The sequence below is a fragment of the Duganella fentianensis genome, from assembly GCF_964031615.1.
In the GTDB taxonomy this organism is placed as follows: Bacteria; Pseudomonadota; Gammaproteobacteria; order Burkholderiales; family Burkholderiaceae_D; genus Rugamonas; species Rugamonas fentianensis_A.
Genome location: NZ_CAXIQN010000020.1, coordinates 175660 through 192177, shown reverse-complemented (window position 1 = coordinate 192177; position 16518 = coordinate 175660). Strand labels below are relative to the sequence as shown.

General features: G+C 62.9%; 14 protein-coding genes. 7 read left to right on the top strand and 7 right to left on the bottom strand.

Going from position 1 to position 16518, the window contains the following annotated elements:
• The first annotated feature begins 59 nt into the window (after nt 1-59).
• Genes ABNT42_RS15400 through ABNT42_RS15390 form a run of 3 tightly spaced genes read left to right on the top strand, consistent with a single transcriptional unit; the run spans nt 60 to nt 3816 of the window.
• A complete protein-coding gene (locus tag ABNT42_RS15400; protein WP_348698401.1) occupies nt 60-1421 on the top strand; it encodes an MBL fold metallo-hydrolase in 1362 nt (453 codons plus the stop codon).
• A complete protein-coding gene (locus tag ABNT42_RS15395; protein ID WP_348698400.1) occupies nt 1418-2929 on the top strand; it encodes a thymidine phosphorylase family protein in 1512 nt (503 codons plus the stop codon). The genes ABNT42_RS15400 and ABNT42_RS15395 overlap by 4 nt, the downstream gene beginning before the upstream one ends.
• Complete coding sequence (locus ABNT42_RS15390) at nt 2926-3816, top strand: ribose-phosphate pyrophosphokinase (RefSeq protein WP_348698398.1); 891 nt, start codon at nt 2926-2928, stop codon at nt 3814-3816. The genes ABNT42_RS15395 and ABNT42_RS15390 overlap by 4 nt, the downstream gene beginning before the upstream one ends.
• Here ABNT42_RS15390 and ABNT42_RS15385 read toward each other — a convergent pair.
• Genes ABNT42_RS15385 through ABNT42_RS15365 form a run of 5 tightly spaced genes read right to left on the bottom strand, consistent with a single transcriptional unit; the run spans nt 3813 to nt 7597 of the window.
• Complete coding sequence (locus tag ABNT42_RS15385; RefSeq protein WP_348698397.1) at nt 3813-3944, bottom strand: hypothetical protein; 132 nt, start codon at nt 3942-3944, stop codon at nt 3813-3815. The genes ABNT42_RS15390 and ABNT42_RS15385 overlap by 4 nt on opposite strands.
• Nucleotides 3944-4696, bottom strand: coding sequence for a hypothetical protein (locus ABNT42_RS15380; protein ID WP_348698395.1), 753 nt, complete (start codon nt 4694-4696; stop codon nt 3944-3946). Before ABNT42_RS15380 ends, ABNT42_RS15385 begins: the two co-directional genes overlap by 1 nt.
• A 28-nt stretch (nt 4697-4724) precedes the next feature.
• A complete protein-coding gene (locus tag ABNT42_RS15375) occupies nt 4725-5675 on the bottom strand; it encodes a zinc ribbon domain-containing protein (protein ID WP_348698393.1) in 951 nt (316 codons plus the stop codon).
• 54 nt (nt 5676-5729) lie between these two features.
• Nucleotides 5730-6425 carry a hypothetical protein gene (locus ABNT42_RS15370; protein ID WP_348698391.1) on the bottom strand — a complete coding sequence of 232 codons (696 nt, stop codon included), beginning with the start codon at nt 6423-6425 and terminating at the stop codon, nt 5730-5732.
• Between the two features lie 23 nt (nt 6426-6448).
• Entirely contained in the window at nt 6449-7597 is a 1149-nt protein-coding gene (locus tag ABNT42_RS15365) for a hypothetical protein (RefSeq protein WP_348698389.1), read from the bottom strand.
• A gap of 528 nt (nt 7598-8125) precedes the next feature.
• Between ABNT42_RS15365 and ABNT42_RS15360 the strand changes: the two genes are divergently transcribed.
• From ABNT42_RS15360 to ABNT42_RS15345, 4 genes are all read left to right on the top strand, one after another.
• On the top strand, nt 8126-8683 hold the full coding sequence (locus ABNT42_RS15360) for an RNA polymerase sigma factor (protein WP_348698387.1): 558 nt from the start codon (nt 8126-8128) through the stop codon (nt 8681-8683).
• Entirely contained in the window at nt 8676-9284 is a 609-nt protein-coding gene (locus ABNT42_RS15355; RefSeq protein ID WP_348698386.1) for a hypothetical protein, read from the top strand. The genes ABNT42_RS15360 and ABNT42_RS15355 overlap by 8 nt, the downstream gene beginning before the upstream one ends.
• Entirely contained in the window at nt 9281-10651 is a 1371-nt protein-coding gene (locus tag ABNT42_RS15350) for a caspase family protein (protein WP_348698384.1), read from the top strand. Before ABNT42_RS15355 ends, ABNT42_RS15350 begins: the two co-directional genes overlap by 4 nt.
• Before the next feature lie 115 nt (nt 10652-10766).
• Nucleotides 10767-13280 carry a hypothetical protein gene (locus ABNT42_RS15345; RefSeq protein ID WP_348698382.1) on the top strand — a complete coding sequence of 838 codons (2514 nt, stop codon included), beginning with the start codon at nt 10767-10769 and terminating at the stop codon, nt 13278-13280.
• Between the two features lie 88 nt (nt 13281-13368).
• Here ABNT42_RS15345 and ABNT42_RS15340 read toward each other — a convergent pair whose 3' ends face one another.
• Nucleotides 13369-15900 carry a GAF domain-containing protein gene (locus ABNT42_RS15340; RefSeq protein WP_348698381.1) on the bottom strand — a complete coding sequence of 844 codons (2532 nt, stop codon included), beginning with the start codon at nt 15898-15900 and terminating at the stop codon, nt 13369-13371.
• Nucleotides 15897-16391, bottom strand: coding sequence for a response regulator (locus ABNT42_RS15335; RefSeq protein ID WP_348698380.1), 495 nt, complete (start codon nt 16389-16391; stop codon nt 15897-15899). The genes ABNT42_RS15340 and ABNT42_RS15335 overlap by 4 nt, the downstream gene beginning before the upstream one ends.
• Nucleotides 16392-16518 lie beyond the last annotated feature (127 nt).

The following is a 16518-nucleotide window of genomic DNA, read 5'->3' as shown; positions in this document are numbered from 1 at the left end:
TGTTGTTAGACCTAGACGCAGCCTTCCACTGCGCCGGCCCTCTCAGACAAGGCCCTATCATGCAGCTTAAATTCCTCGGTGCCACCGGCACCGTGACCGGTTCCAAGTATCTGCTCAGCACGGGCAGCGCCACCATCCTGATCGACTGCGGTCTGTTTCAGGGCTACAAGCAGCTACGACTACGCAACTGGGAAGAATTTCCTGTCGCGCCATATGCCATCGATGCCGTGGTGCTGACCCACGCCCACCTCGATCACAGCGGCTATCTGCCGATACTGGTGCGCGACGGCTTCCGTGGCAAGATCTACTGCAGCGAAGCCACCTTCGACCTGTGCAAGATATTGCTGCCCGATAGCGGCCGCCTGCTGGAAGAGGAGGCTAACCACGCCAATCGTCACAGCTATTCGCGCCATGCGCCAGCCTTGCCACTCTACACGGAAGAAGATGCGCTGCGCGCGCTAGACTTCTTCCAGCCTATCCCGTTCGGCCAGCCACGGCAGGTGGCGGCCGGTCTGACGGCGCAACTGGCGCTGGGAGGGCACATACTGGGCGCCGCCATCGTCACGCTCAACGACGGCCAGCGCACGCTGACCTTCTCCGGTGATCTGGGCCGGCTGCACGATGCCATCATGGTGGAGCCGTCGCTGGTTGCGCAGACCGACTATCTGGTGCTGGAATCGACCTACGGCAACCGCACGCACGATCCGGCCGATCCCGCCGTCGTGCTGGGGCAGGTCATCCGCGAAACGGCGGCACGCGGCGGCGTGACCGTGATTCCCTCGTTTGCCGTGGGCCGGGCCCAGTCGCTGCTGTACGAAATCTACCGTCTCAAGCAGCGCGGCGAAATACCGGCGCTGCTGCCGGTCTATCTGAATAGTCCGATGGCACTCGATACTACGGCACTGTATCAGAAGCACCGCAAGCTGCACCGGCTTAGCCAGCAGGAGTGTCAGGCCATGTGCCACGCTGCCAGAATCGTCAACAGCGTGGAAGAATCGGTGGCACTGAACCAGCAGCAGATGCCGATGGTGATCATCGCTGCCAGCGGCATGGCCACCGGCGGCCGCGTGCTGCACCACCTCAAGGCGTTTGCACCGGATAGCCGTAACACCATCCTGTTTGCCGGTTTTCAGGCCGGCGGTACGCGCGGGCGTGCCATGCTCGATGGCATAGACGCCATCAAGATTCACGGCGAATATGTGCCGCTGCGGGCGCAGGTGCGGCAGATCGATAATCTGTCGGCCCACGCCGATGGCAATGAAATTCTCAGCTGGCTAGGCCACTTCAAGCAGCCGCCCAGGCAGGTGTTCATCACCCATGGCGAGCCGGATGCGGCCGATGGCCTGCGTCGCCGCATCGAAGAAACCCTGCACTGGCCTTGCCGCGTGCCCGAATACAAGGAACAGGTGGAACTGCTATGAACGTCAATCCCGAAGCACTGGTGCTGCGCCGTCTCGGCATCGACACCTATCAGGAACTGGTGGCCTACCTGCGCAGCGATTCGCCGATCTGCCGCTCGGAAGGCTTTGAAGCGCAATCGCGCATACAGATCTGCTGCGGCGAGCGGCATATCATCGCCACGCTGAACGTGGTGCACGAATCACTGATCGGGCGCCATCAGCTAGGCCTGTCGGAAGCAGCGTGGCATGCGCTGGGCGGCGCCGATGGCGAACCAGTGAAGGTCAAGCACGCACCGCCGCTGCAATCTTTCTCGGCGGTGCGCGGCAAGATCTATGGCCGTCCGTTCAATAGCGATGCAGTAGAGGCCATCGTGCGCGATATCGCTGGCGGCCATTATTCGGATATCGAAATGGCCGCGCTGATTACGGCCTGCTCCGGCAATCGCATGGATGTGGCCGAGACCATCGCGCTGACCCGCTCCATGGTGGGCGTGGGCCAGCGCCTGCACTGGGAACGCGACATCGTGGTGGACAAGCACTGCGTGGGCGGCTTGCCCGGTAACCGCACCACCTTGATCGTGGTACCTATCGTCGCTGCCTGCGGGCTGACGATACCGAAAACTTCGTCGCGTGCGATTACGTCGCCGGCCGGCTCGGCCGATACCATGGAGACGCTGGCGCCCGTGGGGCTGGATCTGCCTGCCATGCGCCGCGTGATCGATCAGGAGGGCGGTTGCATCGTCTGGGGTGGCGCGGTGTCGCTGAGCCCGGCCGACGACATGCTGATCCGGGTCGAACGTCCTTTAGGGCTCGATAGCGACGGCCTGCTGGTGGCCTCGGTGCTGTCGAAGAAGATTGCCGCTGGCTCGACCCATGTAGTGATCGATATTCCCGTCGGCCGCACGGCCAAAGTCCGTTCTCCTGCGGCCGCTGCCGCGCTGGCAGGGCGGCTGATCGAAGTCGGCAAGGCACTGGGACTGGCCATCGACGTGGTGCAGAGCGATGGTTCGCAGCCGGTAGGGCGCGGCATCGGCCCGGCGCTGGAAGCGTGGGATGTGCTGGCCGTGCTGCGCAATGAAGCGGCGGCACCGGACGATCTGCGCCAGCGTGCGGTGACGCTGGCGGGCCGTCTGCTGGAGCTGGGCGGCAAAGCCTTGCCGGGGCAGGGCGAGGCGCTGGCCTGCGAGGTACTGGCCAGCGGCGCCGCTTGGCACAAGATGCAGGCCCTGTGCGCGGCGCAGGGCGGCATGCGCGAACCGGCGCGGGCCGCGCATACCCATGTGATCACGGCCCAGCATGCGGGCAAGGTGGTGGCGGTGGACAACCGCCGGCTGGCGCGGCTGGCCAAGCTGGCCGGTGCGCCCAAGGCCAGTGCGGCCGGTCTATACCTGCAGGTAGCGCTGGGCAGCACGGTGGAAGTTGGCCAGCCGCTCTACACGCTGCACGCCGAATCGCCCGGTGAACTGGCCTATGCATTGAGCTACGCGCAGGCGCAGGAAGATCTCTACACCATCGAGGAACATCTATGAAACCCTTGTTACTGGCTTTGCCGGGCGCCGAAGCGCTGGCGGCCTCGCTGGCTCGCAGCATGGATTGCGAGCCGGGTGCACTGACCCTGCACCGTTTTCCGGACGGCGAGAACTGCCCGCAGATATTACCGGAACCGCGCGCACGCGATGTGGTGCTGGTGGCAGCGCTCGATCATCCGGACGATAAGCTGCTGCCGCTGTATCTGTCGGCCTGCGTGGCACGCGAACTGGGCGCGCGCCGCATCGTGCTGGTGCTGCCCTATCTGCCGTATATGCGGCAGGATGCCGTGTTCCAGCCGGGGCAGGGCATTACGGCGCGCCATTTCGCCCGCCTGCTGTCATCCTGCTGCGATGCGCTGGTGACGGTCGATCCCCATCTGCACCGCATCCTCAGTCTGGATGAAGTGTATAGCGTGGCGAGCGAGGTGGTGCCGGCGGCACCGGCCATCGCCCAGTGGATACGCCAGAACGTGGCGCAGCCGGTAGTGGTGGGGCCCGATAGCGAAAGCGCCCAGTGGGCGGCCCATGTGGCAGGGCTGGCCGGCTGCCCCTACACGGTACTGAGCAAGGTACGCAGCGGCGACCGCGAGGTGGCGGTGTCGCTGCCACCGGCGCAGATACTGGCAGGGCGCACGCCGGTGCTGGTGGACGATATCGTGTCCACCGCGCGCACCATGGTGGCGGCGGCAGGGCAGTTGCAGCAGGTGGGGGCGGCGGCGCCGGTCTGCATCGCCGTGCATGCGCTGTTTGCCGGTGATGCTTTGAGTGTGCTGGAGCAGGCGGGAGTGGCCGCTGTGGTCAGCTGTAACACGGTGCCGCACATGAGTAACGCGATCGATCTGATGCCGGCGCTGGCAGTGGCGGCGCTACGCATGCTGGCACGCTAGCGGCGCTTGAACAGGGCGCGGTGCGTGCTGACGTGCAGCACCGTGCTGGCAGGCAAGGCAAGCGCAGCGATGCCCTTGCCATGCCTGAAACAAAACTGGCCCGCCAGCTGGCGGGCCAGCGCCGACATTACATTTCTGCCAGCAACTGGTTCGATGGGCTGAACAGACGCACTTTCATGACCTGCAGTTTGACACGGCGTGCGCTAGGATCGGCATCCTGCGCGAAGCAATACACTTCCATGCGCAGATTGGCGTATTTCGAGAGATAGCCTTCGATTTCGCGTGCCTTGGTTTCATCGGTCACAGGCAGGGCGCTGAAGTCGGTGGCGTTGGTCTGCCCTAGCGTGTAGCGGCTGTTGTCGTTAAAGTAGGTGTAGCGGTCGTTACTGGTCATCTCCTTGATGGTGAAGCTCTTCTTGTCGAAGTTGTAGCGCTCCAGCAGATTGCTGGCGGACTGCTCCAGCATGATGTAAGGCGAGGCCTTGGCGCGCGCGATTTCCTGATCGATACGTGGGGTCAGCGCTTTGATGATGTCTTTGCGCTGGAAGCTGTCATTGCTGCGTGCATATTCTGCCGAGTAGACTTCGGCGATGTCTTCATACGGTACGGGCAGATTGAGCATGCCGAAATACAGGAACATCACCTGATGCCCGCTATCGAGCTTGCGATAGGACGTCAGCGGCGTGGCTTTGTCGCCTTGCGGCAGGGTGTTGTTGACGGCTTTGGCGACCGCTTTCGGATTATTCAGGTCGGCTAGGCTAGGGGCAGACGCTGCCGGTGCCGAGGCGGCGGTGTCAGCCGACTTGTTGCAGGCAGCCAGGCTGAGCAGCAGGCTGGCCTGGGCCAGTACCAGTGCGGAGTTGCGGATAGAGCGGATCATAGGTTTCCTTTTCTAGTCTAGGTAAAATTTAAATATGCTTCGATTGCAGAAGTTGAACCCCGCGCCACGCAAGGTAGAGCGATGCCGCGCAAGCGATATAGCTGCCATAGCCGATCGAGAGGGCCGCCATTACCTGATTCATCATGGCGCCGGCCAGATCACCCATCTGGCTGCCGCCGAAGCTGCGCATGCTCTCGGTGGCGGCATTGGCCATGCTGTGGATCTTGGCGTATACGCCGAGGCCGGTCAGCGCCATAAAGCCTAGCGGTGCGAAGAGACCGAAGCGTGCCCATTTCTGCTGCATGAACAGGTGCGCCAGCGGCGCCAGCATGGCGATCACGCACAGCAGACCGTACAGACCGCTGCTGCCGCCCGACTGTCCCAGGCTATCGAGGCTGGTGCCGGCATTGGCCAGACGCAGCACGTCAAACATGGTCAGGTGTTGCGAGATGGCGGAAGTGATTTTGATCGTCAAGGCTGGCAGCCAGATCCAGGAGATAGCCACCACGCCCATGGCTGCCAGCAGCGGTTTGCCGGCACGCTCGACTTGCTGCATCAGTTTGGGCAGATAGGTGTCTTTCAGGGCATTGAGTTCGGCGATCTGCTGTGGCGTAATCAGCGGTACGTTGGCCGGCATCACACTGGCAACCTGTCCATCGGCAGCCAGCACCACATCGACTGCACCGTTGACTTGCGGTGCGGTGCTGCCGCGCCAATGCTGTTCCAGCGTGAAACTGATCTGGCGACCTTCGACCGAAAGCAGGCCGGCGCCGGCATTGGTGTCGCGCAGGATGGTTCCGCGCAGGCTCGATGGCGCAGCAGCTGGAGCCGGAGCCGGAGCGGGAGCCGGCGCCGGCGCTGGTTCTGCTGCAGTGCTGGCGGCAGCCGGTGTTACGGGTTTGCCGCATTCTTCGCAGAAGCGGGACTCCGGGGCGACGCTGGCGCCACAGCCACCACAAAATGGTGCAACTTTAGACATAGATAGACTCCCTGCTGAATGTATGAATCGTTGAAATGAATTGATGAAAAGCGCTTATTGCACTCGGGTAGAAATGGCTGCTGCAGCAAGCTTGCTGGTGCGCGGCACGCCAGCTTCGGCAATTTGCAGCGAGCCTTCGTTGCTGCTCACCTGTTTGCCGTTCAGGATGATCTGGGTGCGCAGTTTGTAGACGCCTTCGGGCGAACCCTGGGGCAGACGTAAGGTGAAACTGTTATCGAATTCGCCGCTGCCGGCGTTGATATTGACCACCTTTTCACCGCGTTTAAACTCTTCGCCGTTGGGGGCGTAGGCAATTAACACTTCTTTGATTTCGCGCACCGGTTCGTTGGTTCCGGAAACCGCACGGATGGTCGATTGAACCTTGATGGCATCGCCGACTTTGGCCATGCCTTGTGGCGATACCGTGGTGCTATAGGCCAGCAGCTTGGCATTCGGTGGCAGCGCGTTGCGGTTGGCGGTACGGTATTTCTGTTCCACCTCCGCGGCGCTACTGGTCTGGCGGGTGGCGATTTCGACCACCGCGCAAGCGGCCAGACCTGCGATGGCGCCGCGCATGGCGCCTGTTTTACCGCCTAGAATGCCACCTACCAGAGCGCCGCCGGCCGTCATGGCGCCGCACTGAATTACGGCACTGGTATTGTTCGCACCCGGGGTGGACCCGTTGGGAGTAGCACAGCCAGCGATCGCAGCGATCAGGCAGGCGCCCGCAGCAAATTTGAGTGTGTTCATAGTTCGCCCTGTTTCTGTTGGGATTAATCGATGGTGGTGCCGGATTTCAGCACTTCGCGCTGGAGATTTTTGGCCTTGGACAGAGCGGCTTTGGCTGCACCGTTGTGCGGGTCGAGATCAAGTGCGTTCTCGGCGGTAGCAATCGCCTTGTCGTACTGACGCTGGGCGATATAGCCTTCCGCTTTTTCCACCATGCTGGCGACCTTCCCATCCAGCCCATACTGTGGTGCTGGTGCCGGGGCAGCGACAGGCGGACGTGGCACAGCCGGGTTGCTGCTGGTTTTGCTGGTGCTTGCTTCGGCAGCAACTGCCGGCTTGGCTGCTGGGGCGGGTTTGGCTGGCGCCGCTTCCGCTGCAACGGGAGCCGGTGCGGCCGGGGCCGCGGTGACGGGGACCGCCGGGGCGGGCGCCGACGCGGGCATGGCCGTTGTCTGCTCGGGTGCTTTGGGCGCCTCGGGAACGGCTGGTGCCGCTGCAACCGGGGCGGGGGCGACCGGTGCTGGTGCGGCGGCGCCGGCAGTATCTGCCGTTGCGGCCGGCGCTTGCTTGCCGGCTTTGCTGCCTAGCCACAGATAGCTTCCTGCACCAGCCAATGCGACCAAACCGACCACGCCGGCAATAATCGCCAGGCGCTGCGATTTCTTGGGCGCCTTAGGCGCAGTGCCCTTAGCCTCGGGCTGTTCAGTCGTGGCGGTCTGCTGCGCGGTTTTGCCTGTTTCCTCCTTGGCTGGTGCGGTCGCCGGCACTACTACTTCCGGCGTGACCGGTGGCGGCGCAATAGCTGCGGGCGCTTCCTGCTCAGGCTCAGGCGCGGAGGCCGGCGCAGCGATCGCCTGTGCGTCCTCCCCCACCGTGGTTGCGGCCGGAGGGATTGCCTCCGTTGCGACAGCGGCGGCAGTAGTGGCGGGAACAACTTCTACTGCCGGCGTGATAGTGTCCACCGGGGCGCCAGCAGGGTATGCGGCAGGCGCGGTAACTTCTGGTTGCTGCGCTGCCGGGGCGGCTGGTGCTGCCATTTCATCTGCTGGCGCTAGCGCCGGCACGGCCGAGCTCTGTGCTAGGGCTGGCTCGGTCGCATCCGTGTCCGCAATAGTTTGCGCATCGGCTGCCGCTGCCGCTGCTGCTGCAACTGCGGCGACTGCCGGCGCGGCGATCACTTCAGCGACTGCCACAGAATCGGCTTGCAAGGAAGCTAAGGCTGCGACAGGTGCCGCTATCACGTCGGCGACTATTTGATCTGGCGCAGGAGCGGGCTGGACACTGGTCGTGCTTCTATCCGCCGTGTCCGGTGCGCTGGCGGGAGGGGGAGCCGGCTTGCCGCAAGAGCGGCAGAACTTGGCACCGGGCGCCAAGGCGTTGCCGCATTCGCACAGCGATACGGGGGGCTGATCCTTGAGTGCGGTTCCACAAGTCTTGCAGAACTTTGCGGCACTGGCGTTAGCTGTATTGCACTTATTGCAGACTGTCATTCTGTTTCCCGGAAATAAGAATTTGTATAAAATGCAGCTAGATCTTACAATTAATGTTGCAAAACTACAATTCTAGTGTTGTATTATTAGTATCTAGTTTTTGCAATTTTCTTTACCAACTGGCGGTTTTATGCCCTGCCTTACCGCTTATATCCACGCTTATTCCATTCCGGTTCAATTTTTTTTTCGTCCTTTATGCAAAATTTGCCGCGCACCGAAGTTAAAAATTTATTGAACCGGATCGCCCAGCAAGACGATCAAGCGGCAAGAAGGTTGTATGGCTATTACCAGCCCCAGCTGTTTGGATATATCCGTTTCCGTGTGTGGAATGACATGGCGGCCGAGGAAATTACGCTCGATACGCTCTTTATCGCGTTTGATAAATCCGCCGCGTATAACGGCTTGTCCGAGTTTTCCACCTGGCTGTGCGGGATTGCGAACAAGCGCATCCTGCAATGGCGTCATAGTCAGGCGCTAGCGCCGCAGACGGTGGAACTCGACGACGAGGAGCTGGACGATGCGCGCGGGGGCGAATGGGATGTGCTGGCCCGGTTCGAACATGATGAAGCGTTACAGGGAATTCTGCTGTGTATGGATAAATTGCCGGATGGGCAGCGCGAAGCACTTTACTGGACTGCCATTGAAGAACTAAGTCTGGCGGAAACCAGCCAGCGCATGGAAGTGGCGGAAGGCACACTCAAGTCGCGTCTGTTCCATGCCCGCCAGCGTATCCGCAATTGTCTGGCACGTGCTTTCGGTGCCGAATATCCGGGAGTGCAACATGGCTGATTTGCATCGTGCGCAGCAGTTGCGGCTGTTATTGCCTTTTTATTTGAATAACACCCTGTCACAGGCGCAGCGCGAGGAAATCGAAGCATGGCTGGCGCAGGATGGCGCAGCGCGTCAGGAGCTGCAGTTTATGCGCCTGCTGCGGCAAGCAGCAGGGCAGCACAGTGCGGCGCGCGCGCCGCTGCAGGGCTATGACAGGCTGGCCGCCCGACTGGCTGAACGCCGGCCACCGGCAGCGCCATGGTGGCAGCGCCTACTGTCGCTGCAATGGGCTCCGCTGGCGACGTTGACGCTGCTACTGGTGTCGGTGCAGATAGGCTGGAATGTCTGGCGCGTCAAGGAAGAAAGTGCCACGCTGCTGTATCGCGGCGTGACGCAGGCCGGGCATGCTGCGGATCTCAAGCTGGTGCTGCGCGCCGATGCCCGCGTGGGCGATCTGGTCGAACTGCTGGCTGAAAATCACAGTCATATCGTGTGGGGGCCATCGAGTGCCGGTGAGCTATGGATCGCGCTCGACCAGCTGGCCGAACTGCCAGCGACGCGATCGCGTCTGTTGCAATCGTCACTGGTGGTCGATGTTTTGCCGGTGGAGAAGCGATGAAGCGCTGCGCGACGCTGGTTCTCTGGCTGTGGTGCTGCGCTCTGGCTCAGGCGCAAGCAGCGCCGGCCGTGGCGCCGGATAAGCTGGCGCTGGTGATCGGTAATGGCAGTTATAGCGGTGGCCTGCTGCCCAACACCCGTGCCGATGCAGATCTGGTAGCAACTGCGCTGCGGCGCGCCGGTTTCAAGGTGACGCTGGCCAAAGATCTGGCGCGTACTGCCATGTACGACAAGGTGAACCAGTTTGTCACCAGTCTGACGCCCGGCGCTACCGCGCTGGTCTACTATGCCGGCCACGGGATGCAGATCGACGGTGTCAATTATCTGGTTCCGGTCGATATGGTGCCCACCAGCGCTGCCGGGGTGGGCATGCGGGCCTTCCCGCTGACGGCGCTGAGCGAGCGTCTGGCGCTGGGCGCGTCGGCTGTCAATCTGATCGTGCTCGATGCCTGTCGCAATAATCCCTTCCAGCCAGTGCCGGCTGTGCGCATGCGCGCCTATGCCGATCTGGGTCTGCGCACCACGCGCGCACCGCGCGGCACGCTGATCGCCTATTCGACCGCGCCCGGACAGCTGGCCGAAGATGGTAGCGGGCGCGCGCACAGTATCTATTCGGAGACGCTGGCCGCTCTGATCGACCAGCCCGGTTTGCCGGTGGACCAGCTCTTTCGTACTCTGGCCGATCAGGTCAGGCAGAGGACCCGGGAAGACCAGCAGCCATGGTTCGAATCATCGCTGGTGGGGCAGGTGTATTTTCGTCCGCCGGCTGGCTGGCAGTATAGCGCGGCAGCGGCGCCGCTTGCCGCGGCAGCACCCAGTGCAAGTCCGCGCTATCGCTCCGGCCCGGGGTCTATCGGTAGCGAAGGTCAGGCAGCCTGGTATCGCCATCTCGATGAGCGCGGCTGGACCGAGCTGGACAACGATCTGCAGCAGCGTGCAGCGCGGGTCGATGCGGGCGAACTGGCTACGCTGAAGCGGCGCGCCGCGCAGGGCAATGTGGTGGCGCAGACCACGCTGGGCTTGAACGAACTGGCCTGCCCCGGCGCTCAGACGCGCAGCTGTGCGCGGCGGGCACTGGCGTGGTTCCGTCAGGCGGCCGAGCTAGGCTTTCCGGTGGCGCAGACCGAACTGGGCGAGGCCTACTATCAGGGCCGTCTGCTGCCGCGCGACCTGAAAGCGGCACGGCACTGGCTGGAAACGGCGGCGCAGGCCAGCTATCCGCGCGCCCGCATCGACCTTGCGCAGCTGACTCTGGAGCAGGACGGTTCGCCGGCAGCAGCGCGCGAGCTGATCGAGACTCTGCTCAAGAGTAGCCGCTCGATGCTGGTGCCACTGGCGCAGCCCGGCCAGACGGAGCGGCCGAAGTAAGGTTCAGATAAGCAGGAGGACCGCAGCGACACTCGCCGCTGCCGGGGTAGGACATGGTGTAGGGATGGCCCGGACGGTGTGCTGGCCTGAAGAATAACGCAACCTTGGTGTGAAAATGGAAGAAACCTGTACGCCCGCGCTGGCGGGCCAGCATTGTCGGGTCTGCAATACCGAATACCAGCCTGACGCGCAGTTCTGCGATAACTGCGGGGCTGCCGTGGTGCGCGCCGAGCCGCCACCGGCGCCGCCTGCTGGCGCTCCCAGCGCCAGTGTGGCGGCGCCGGCGGCCGGTGCCGAGGCGCTGGAAATGGTGCGCACGCTGGTGCGCGACAAGACCCGCTTCGAGCCGGACGATCTGCAACAGCTGCATGGTGAAGACCTGCAGCAGCCCATGACGCTGAGCGCGCACTACACACTGAGGACGCATCTGGCGGAGCATGCCATCAATGGCGCGACGTTTTCCGCCCATGCCAGCGATCACCGTTGCGATTCACGTTTCGAGGTGGTCGATGCCGCCAATGACGATAGCGACGACAGGCTCAAGGTGGCCCATGCCAAACTGGCCCAGCATCTTGCACGTGCCGACGCTGAATACAACAGTGTGAGCGAGGGGCGGTATCTGGGCTATGCGCGCCGCCACTGGCATCTCGAAGGCTGCACGCCGTGCTGTGGCTCCGGGAAGGTCAGCTGCTATACCTGCCATGGTAGCAGGCAGGAGACCTGCGACCAGTGCAGCGGCCGGCGCACGGTCAGTTGCACCGGTATAGGCTGCTATGGCGGTCAGGTCAATTGTACGACCTGCTACGGCACCGGAAGTGTCCGTTCATCCGAGACCTATACGGAGCCGGTTAGCGTTGCCACCACGGTGTATCGGGATGGCCAGTCCTACACCAGTTATCACACCGAGTACCAGAGCAGGAGCCGCGATGTGTCGCGCCCTTGTTCCGGCTGCAGCTACGGCAAGGTGCAGTGCCGGGTCTGCTGGGGAAGCGGGATCGTCAATTGCGTCCGCTGCGGTGCGTCCGGCTCCATCACCTGCCGTACCTGTACAGGTGCGGGCAAGCTGACCTGCAATCCCTGCGCTGGCTCGGGCAAAGTGGGTAAGACGGCATGGATCGAGGTCCATGCCGCGATAGAATATGCGTTGACGCTGCCCGATCAGGCCGGTGACGATGTACGCCGGATTACCGCGGCGGCCGGACTGCACGGCACGGCCGTCATGGCCGATCAGCTCAGGCTGGCGCAGGTGGTGACGCAGCCGCACCGGGTGGGCGAGTTCCGTGCCGACTACCAGCTGCTGCTGCGTATCGTGCGGCTTGCAGTCGAGTGTAGCGAAAAGGAATATGACCTGGTTGCCTACGGTAAGCCGCTGGCGTGGCTGACGCTCGACGACATCGTCGAAGACCTGCTGCGCAAGGACTTGCAGGCACTGTCGCAGGCGCTGGCGCAGGTGGCCGATGACGGCCTGCTGGCCGCCGATGTCGATGCGCTGCTCAAGCCACTGCATGCGGTGGCGGCGTCCGAATTGAATGCCGACGTGATTGAATCCGTCCTCGATGGCAACACCGAACAGTCGCATGGCCATGTGGTGTCGCTCGACTATGCACAGACGGTGCGCACGGCAGTACTTGGCGCGCTGCGCCATATCTATACCCGTCAGGCCAAACGCAGCTGGTGGCATGGCACGCTGGCCGTGTGCGGCGCGACACTGGCGGTCTGGTTGTTCTCGCAACTGGGCTACGCCATACTGGCCGGGCTGGCGGCGACGGCCGCCAGCATCGTCTGGTTCCGTCACCGCATGCGCCGGCTGCTAGCCGACGCGCTGGGCGGCAGCAATCAAGCCGAGCGGGCAATTGCGCTGGCGACCCGCAGCAAACGCCAGCGGCTGGCGTATTTCCTGATTCTTGCGCCGGCCTTGCTGGCGCTGGTGCTGCTCGCTAGCATGCTGCCGTCCCGTGGCTGGATGGCGGGTGCTGCCGCGCCGGCTCAGGGCAGGCCGCAGGCAGGACTGGCCCTCAGCCCGGCCCAGCGTGCCGATGTCGATGCGGTGCTGAAGCGCCATACTGCCGGCGACTTTGGCTATGCACGCCAGCGTCTGGAAGCTCTGGCTCAGGCGGGTAACCCTGCCGCCTACGGACCGTATGGCTGGATGCTGCTACTGGCCGAAGGCCTCAGCCCGCAACACGTACAGAGTGATGGCGGCGCCGTTGCGCGCGAGCGTCAGGCGCGGCGCTGGATCGATCTGGGACTGGCGCAGGATGACAGCTGGGCCCACGCTGCGCAGGGCGTGAGCCTGCTCGTTGCAGGCCGCAGTTCGGCTGAGCGGAGCAAAGGGCAGGCCATGCTGGAGCAGGCGGCCGGGCGCGGCAATGGCGCAGCCATGCATTTCCTCGGCAATGCCTATCTGCAGGGCCACTACTTGAGCCGCGATCTTGCGGCAGCGCGCAAGTGGTACGAGCAGGCAGCGGCACTGAACCAGCCGGCAGACCTGTATAACCTCGGTCAGATAGAATGGCATGGCGCTGCCAGCAGCCGGCCCGACCGTGCCAAGGCTTTGCTGCTGTGGCGCCGGGCTGCCGCCATGGGCGAACCCAATGCCATTGCAGCACTCCAGCGCGGCCAGCCTTAACTGGCGGTTCTGCCTGCGCTACAAGTCTGGCGGGTAGCGGCAGCGGGCGTTGACGCGGCCCGCTGCGGGCACAGCTGAAACGGGCCGCTCAGAGCGGCAGGCGGACGGCGAATTCGGTGCCTACCCCGGCTTCGCTGTCGACCGTGATGCGGCCGTGGTGCTTGTCGACGATCTTGCGCACGATGTCCAGTCCCAGTCCGCTGCCTTCGCCGGCCGGCTTGGTGGTGAAGAAGGCGTCGAAGATGCGGTCGCGGATTTCCGGCGCGATGCCGCAACCGGTGTCGCGGATCGCCACCACCGCTTCGCCGCCTTCGCGCCGGATGCTGATGGTGAGTACCCCCTGATTCTGCATGGCCTGGATGGCGTTGTAGATCAGATTGGTCCAGACCTGGTTCAGTTCGTCCGGCAGGCAGCGTAGCGGCGCGATCGTCTGGTAGTTGCGCACCACTTCGATGCCTTGCTTGGTCTGGTTCTGGTAGATTGTCAGCACCGTATCGAGGCTCTGGCGCAGATCGACTTCGCGCAGCTCGCCCGAACTGTCGACCCGCGAATACGACTTCAGCGCAAACACGATCTTGGCCACCCGTTCCACTGCCGTGTTGATGTTATTGGCGCTACTGACGATGGAGGCCATGCTGGCGGCCGTATCGAGGATGAAACCGGCATGGGTATGCCGCAATAGCGTCAGATAGCTGGCCGCATCGGCATAGGCGCGCAGTTCCACCAGCAGCGCCGCTTTGCGCCGCGCATCGTCCACGCCGGCCTGTTCGAGTAGCTCGGTGACATTGCGCGTGAGTGCCCGTTCTTCGCGCGTATTCAGCAGCTCGTCCTGCTGGCGCGTGTGCTGCAGCATATCGATAAACAGCTGCTGTTCGGGCAGATCGAGCAGCTGGAACAGGCGGGGTAGATTGCTCAGGGTCTGCTCCAGCGCTTCGGCGATATTGTTGCCGCTGGCCTTGATGGCACCGATCGGGGTATTGATCTCGTGCGCCACATTGGCCACCAGCTGGCCCAGCGAGGCCATCTTTTCCTGCTGGATGATCATGGCTTGCGCCTTGCGCAGCGCCGCCAGCGTGTCCGAATTGGCCAGTGCAATCGCACCGTAGGCACACAGGGTACGGAAGATGGCCACATCGCGCTCGCCGTAGGCATGGGCGCGTGGCGTGTGGATAGACATCACGCCCAGCACCCGTTCGCCCGCCATCAGGGGCGCGTAGATGGCGCTGCTGCCGGCCTGCGCATCCAGCACTTCCTGCTGCTCGGCGATGCACAGTGCCGCAGCCGGCTCGATGTCCAGCAGTTCGCTCTGGCTGTCGACCCGCTGGTCGTTATCGATGCCCAGCACCAGACTCAGTTTGCTGCCGCCCTGACGCAGCCGGTAGATGCGGTAGCTGTGGGTATCGAGCAGGGCACGCACGTGGCGGTCGAGCGAGGACAGCACGGCGGCCTGCTCCAGATTGCCCGTAATCTCGCGTCCGATCGCGCCCAGCTGCTCCAGCGTGGCGTTGGCCTGTTCCAGCGTGGCGGCACGCTGGGCTTCGGCTTCGTGCTGGGCCTGCAGTGCGGCGGCGTTATCGAGTGCGATGGTCAGATACGAGCACAGGGTACGGAAGATCGATTGTTCCCGTTCGCCATAGGCATTCGCTTCCATGGTCTGCACCGACATCACGCCCAGCAGGCGTTCCCCCACGATCAGGGGCGAATACAGATTGCTCAGGTTGGGGCAGTTCCCGGCCAGATAGCGCGGTTCGCCGGGACGCATGTGGCGTACCACCTCCAGCCGCGTACGGGCGCAGCGCGAAGACATGGCCAGCGGATCATCCAGTGCCAGCGAGAAGGGGGCCAGTGCGGCGCCGTTCTCCATGCCGAACACCAAGTCGAGCTTTTGCGTGTTGCTGTTCATTAGCAGCACAAAGAAGGTATTGGTCTTGAGTAGCTGGTGCACATTCAATGCCAGCGAATGGAACACGGCCTGCATATCCAGACAGGCGGTGAATTCGCGGCCGATACGGCCTATCACTTCCAGATCGCTGGCCCGGGCTGCCGTCAGCTGCAGCAGCTTCTGGGTCTCGCCGAACAGGCGGGCGTTTTCCAGCGCCGTGCTGAGGATGTTGGTGATGGTCTTGAGCAGGGCCACATCGGCCTCGCTGAAGGCAAACTCCAGATCGAGGTGCTGCAGCGTGACCACGCCGGTGACTTCGTCGCCGCTGATCATGGGGATGAAGGCGGCACTCTTGGCCGTTTCGCCGCGTAGTACCGGGTTGCCGTAGGCGATGCTCTGGGCCGCCAGATCTTCGTTGAACAGCAGGGCCTGACGGGTCTCCAGCACATGTTTGCGGAAGCCGAAGATGGCGATGCTGTGGGGGGCTACGCGTACTTCCCGTTCGATATAGTAAGGCACGCAGAATTGCTGCTGGCCATCTTCCAGCAGGGCGATATTCACCACCTGGGCCTGAAAGATCTGCTGGATCTTGTCGCCCACGATGTTGCAGATGTCGGCCAGTTGCAGTCGCGCCGTCAGGGCCGTCTGCACACTGTTGATAATTGCCAGATCCGCTTCGCGCTGCGACATCAGCTGGGCGCTGACGGAGTCGCGCCCCTGACCGTGGCCGGTGCTCATGCTGTGGCGGGACCGCGTAGCTGGGCCAGCTCGCCATCCTTCTGCTCCAGCTGCAGCTTGAGGGCGGCTATTTCCGCGTTCAGCTGGGCCTCATGGTGGAAGGCGCGCAGGGCTGAGCGGATGGTGAGAATCAGGTCGGCATTGTTGAACGGCTTTTCGATGAAGCGGTACAGATTAGCGTCGTTGATGGCCTTCTTGACACCTTCCAGATCGCTCTGGCCAGTCAGCATGATCTTGATGGCGGCAGGGTACATTTCGTGCAGCTTGATCAGCAATTCGTCGCCCCGCATCCACGGCATGATGTAGTCGGAAATCACTACGCTGAGCTGCAGGCCCTGCTTGTGGTGATCTTCCACAATTTCCAGCGCTTCCGCGGCGGATTCCGCTATCTCGACCAGATGGTCAGTGCCGAAAATCTTGCCGATCAGGGTACGTAAAGCGTTCAGGACCGTCGAATCGTCATCGACACACAGGATGATGCCCTTGCTCATGTTGGTCTTTCTCCGGATTCAGTGTGGTACAAAGAATTGTTTCAAACGCAAATAGTGTTTGCATTGGGAAATATCAGAATAGACGATTTCTCCATCAAAGTCACCAGAAAACTCAATTTCGATATTT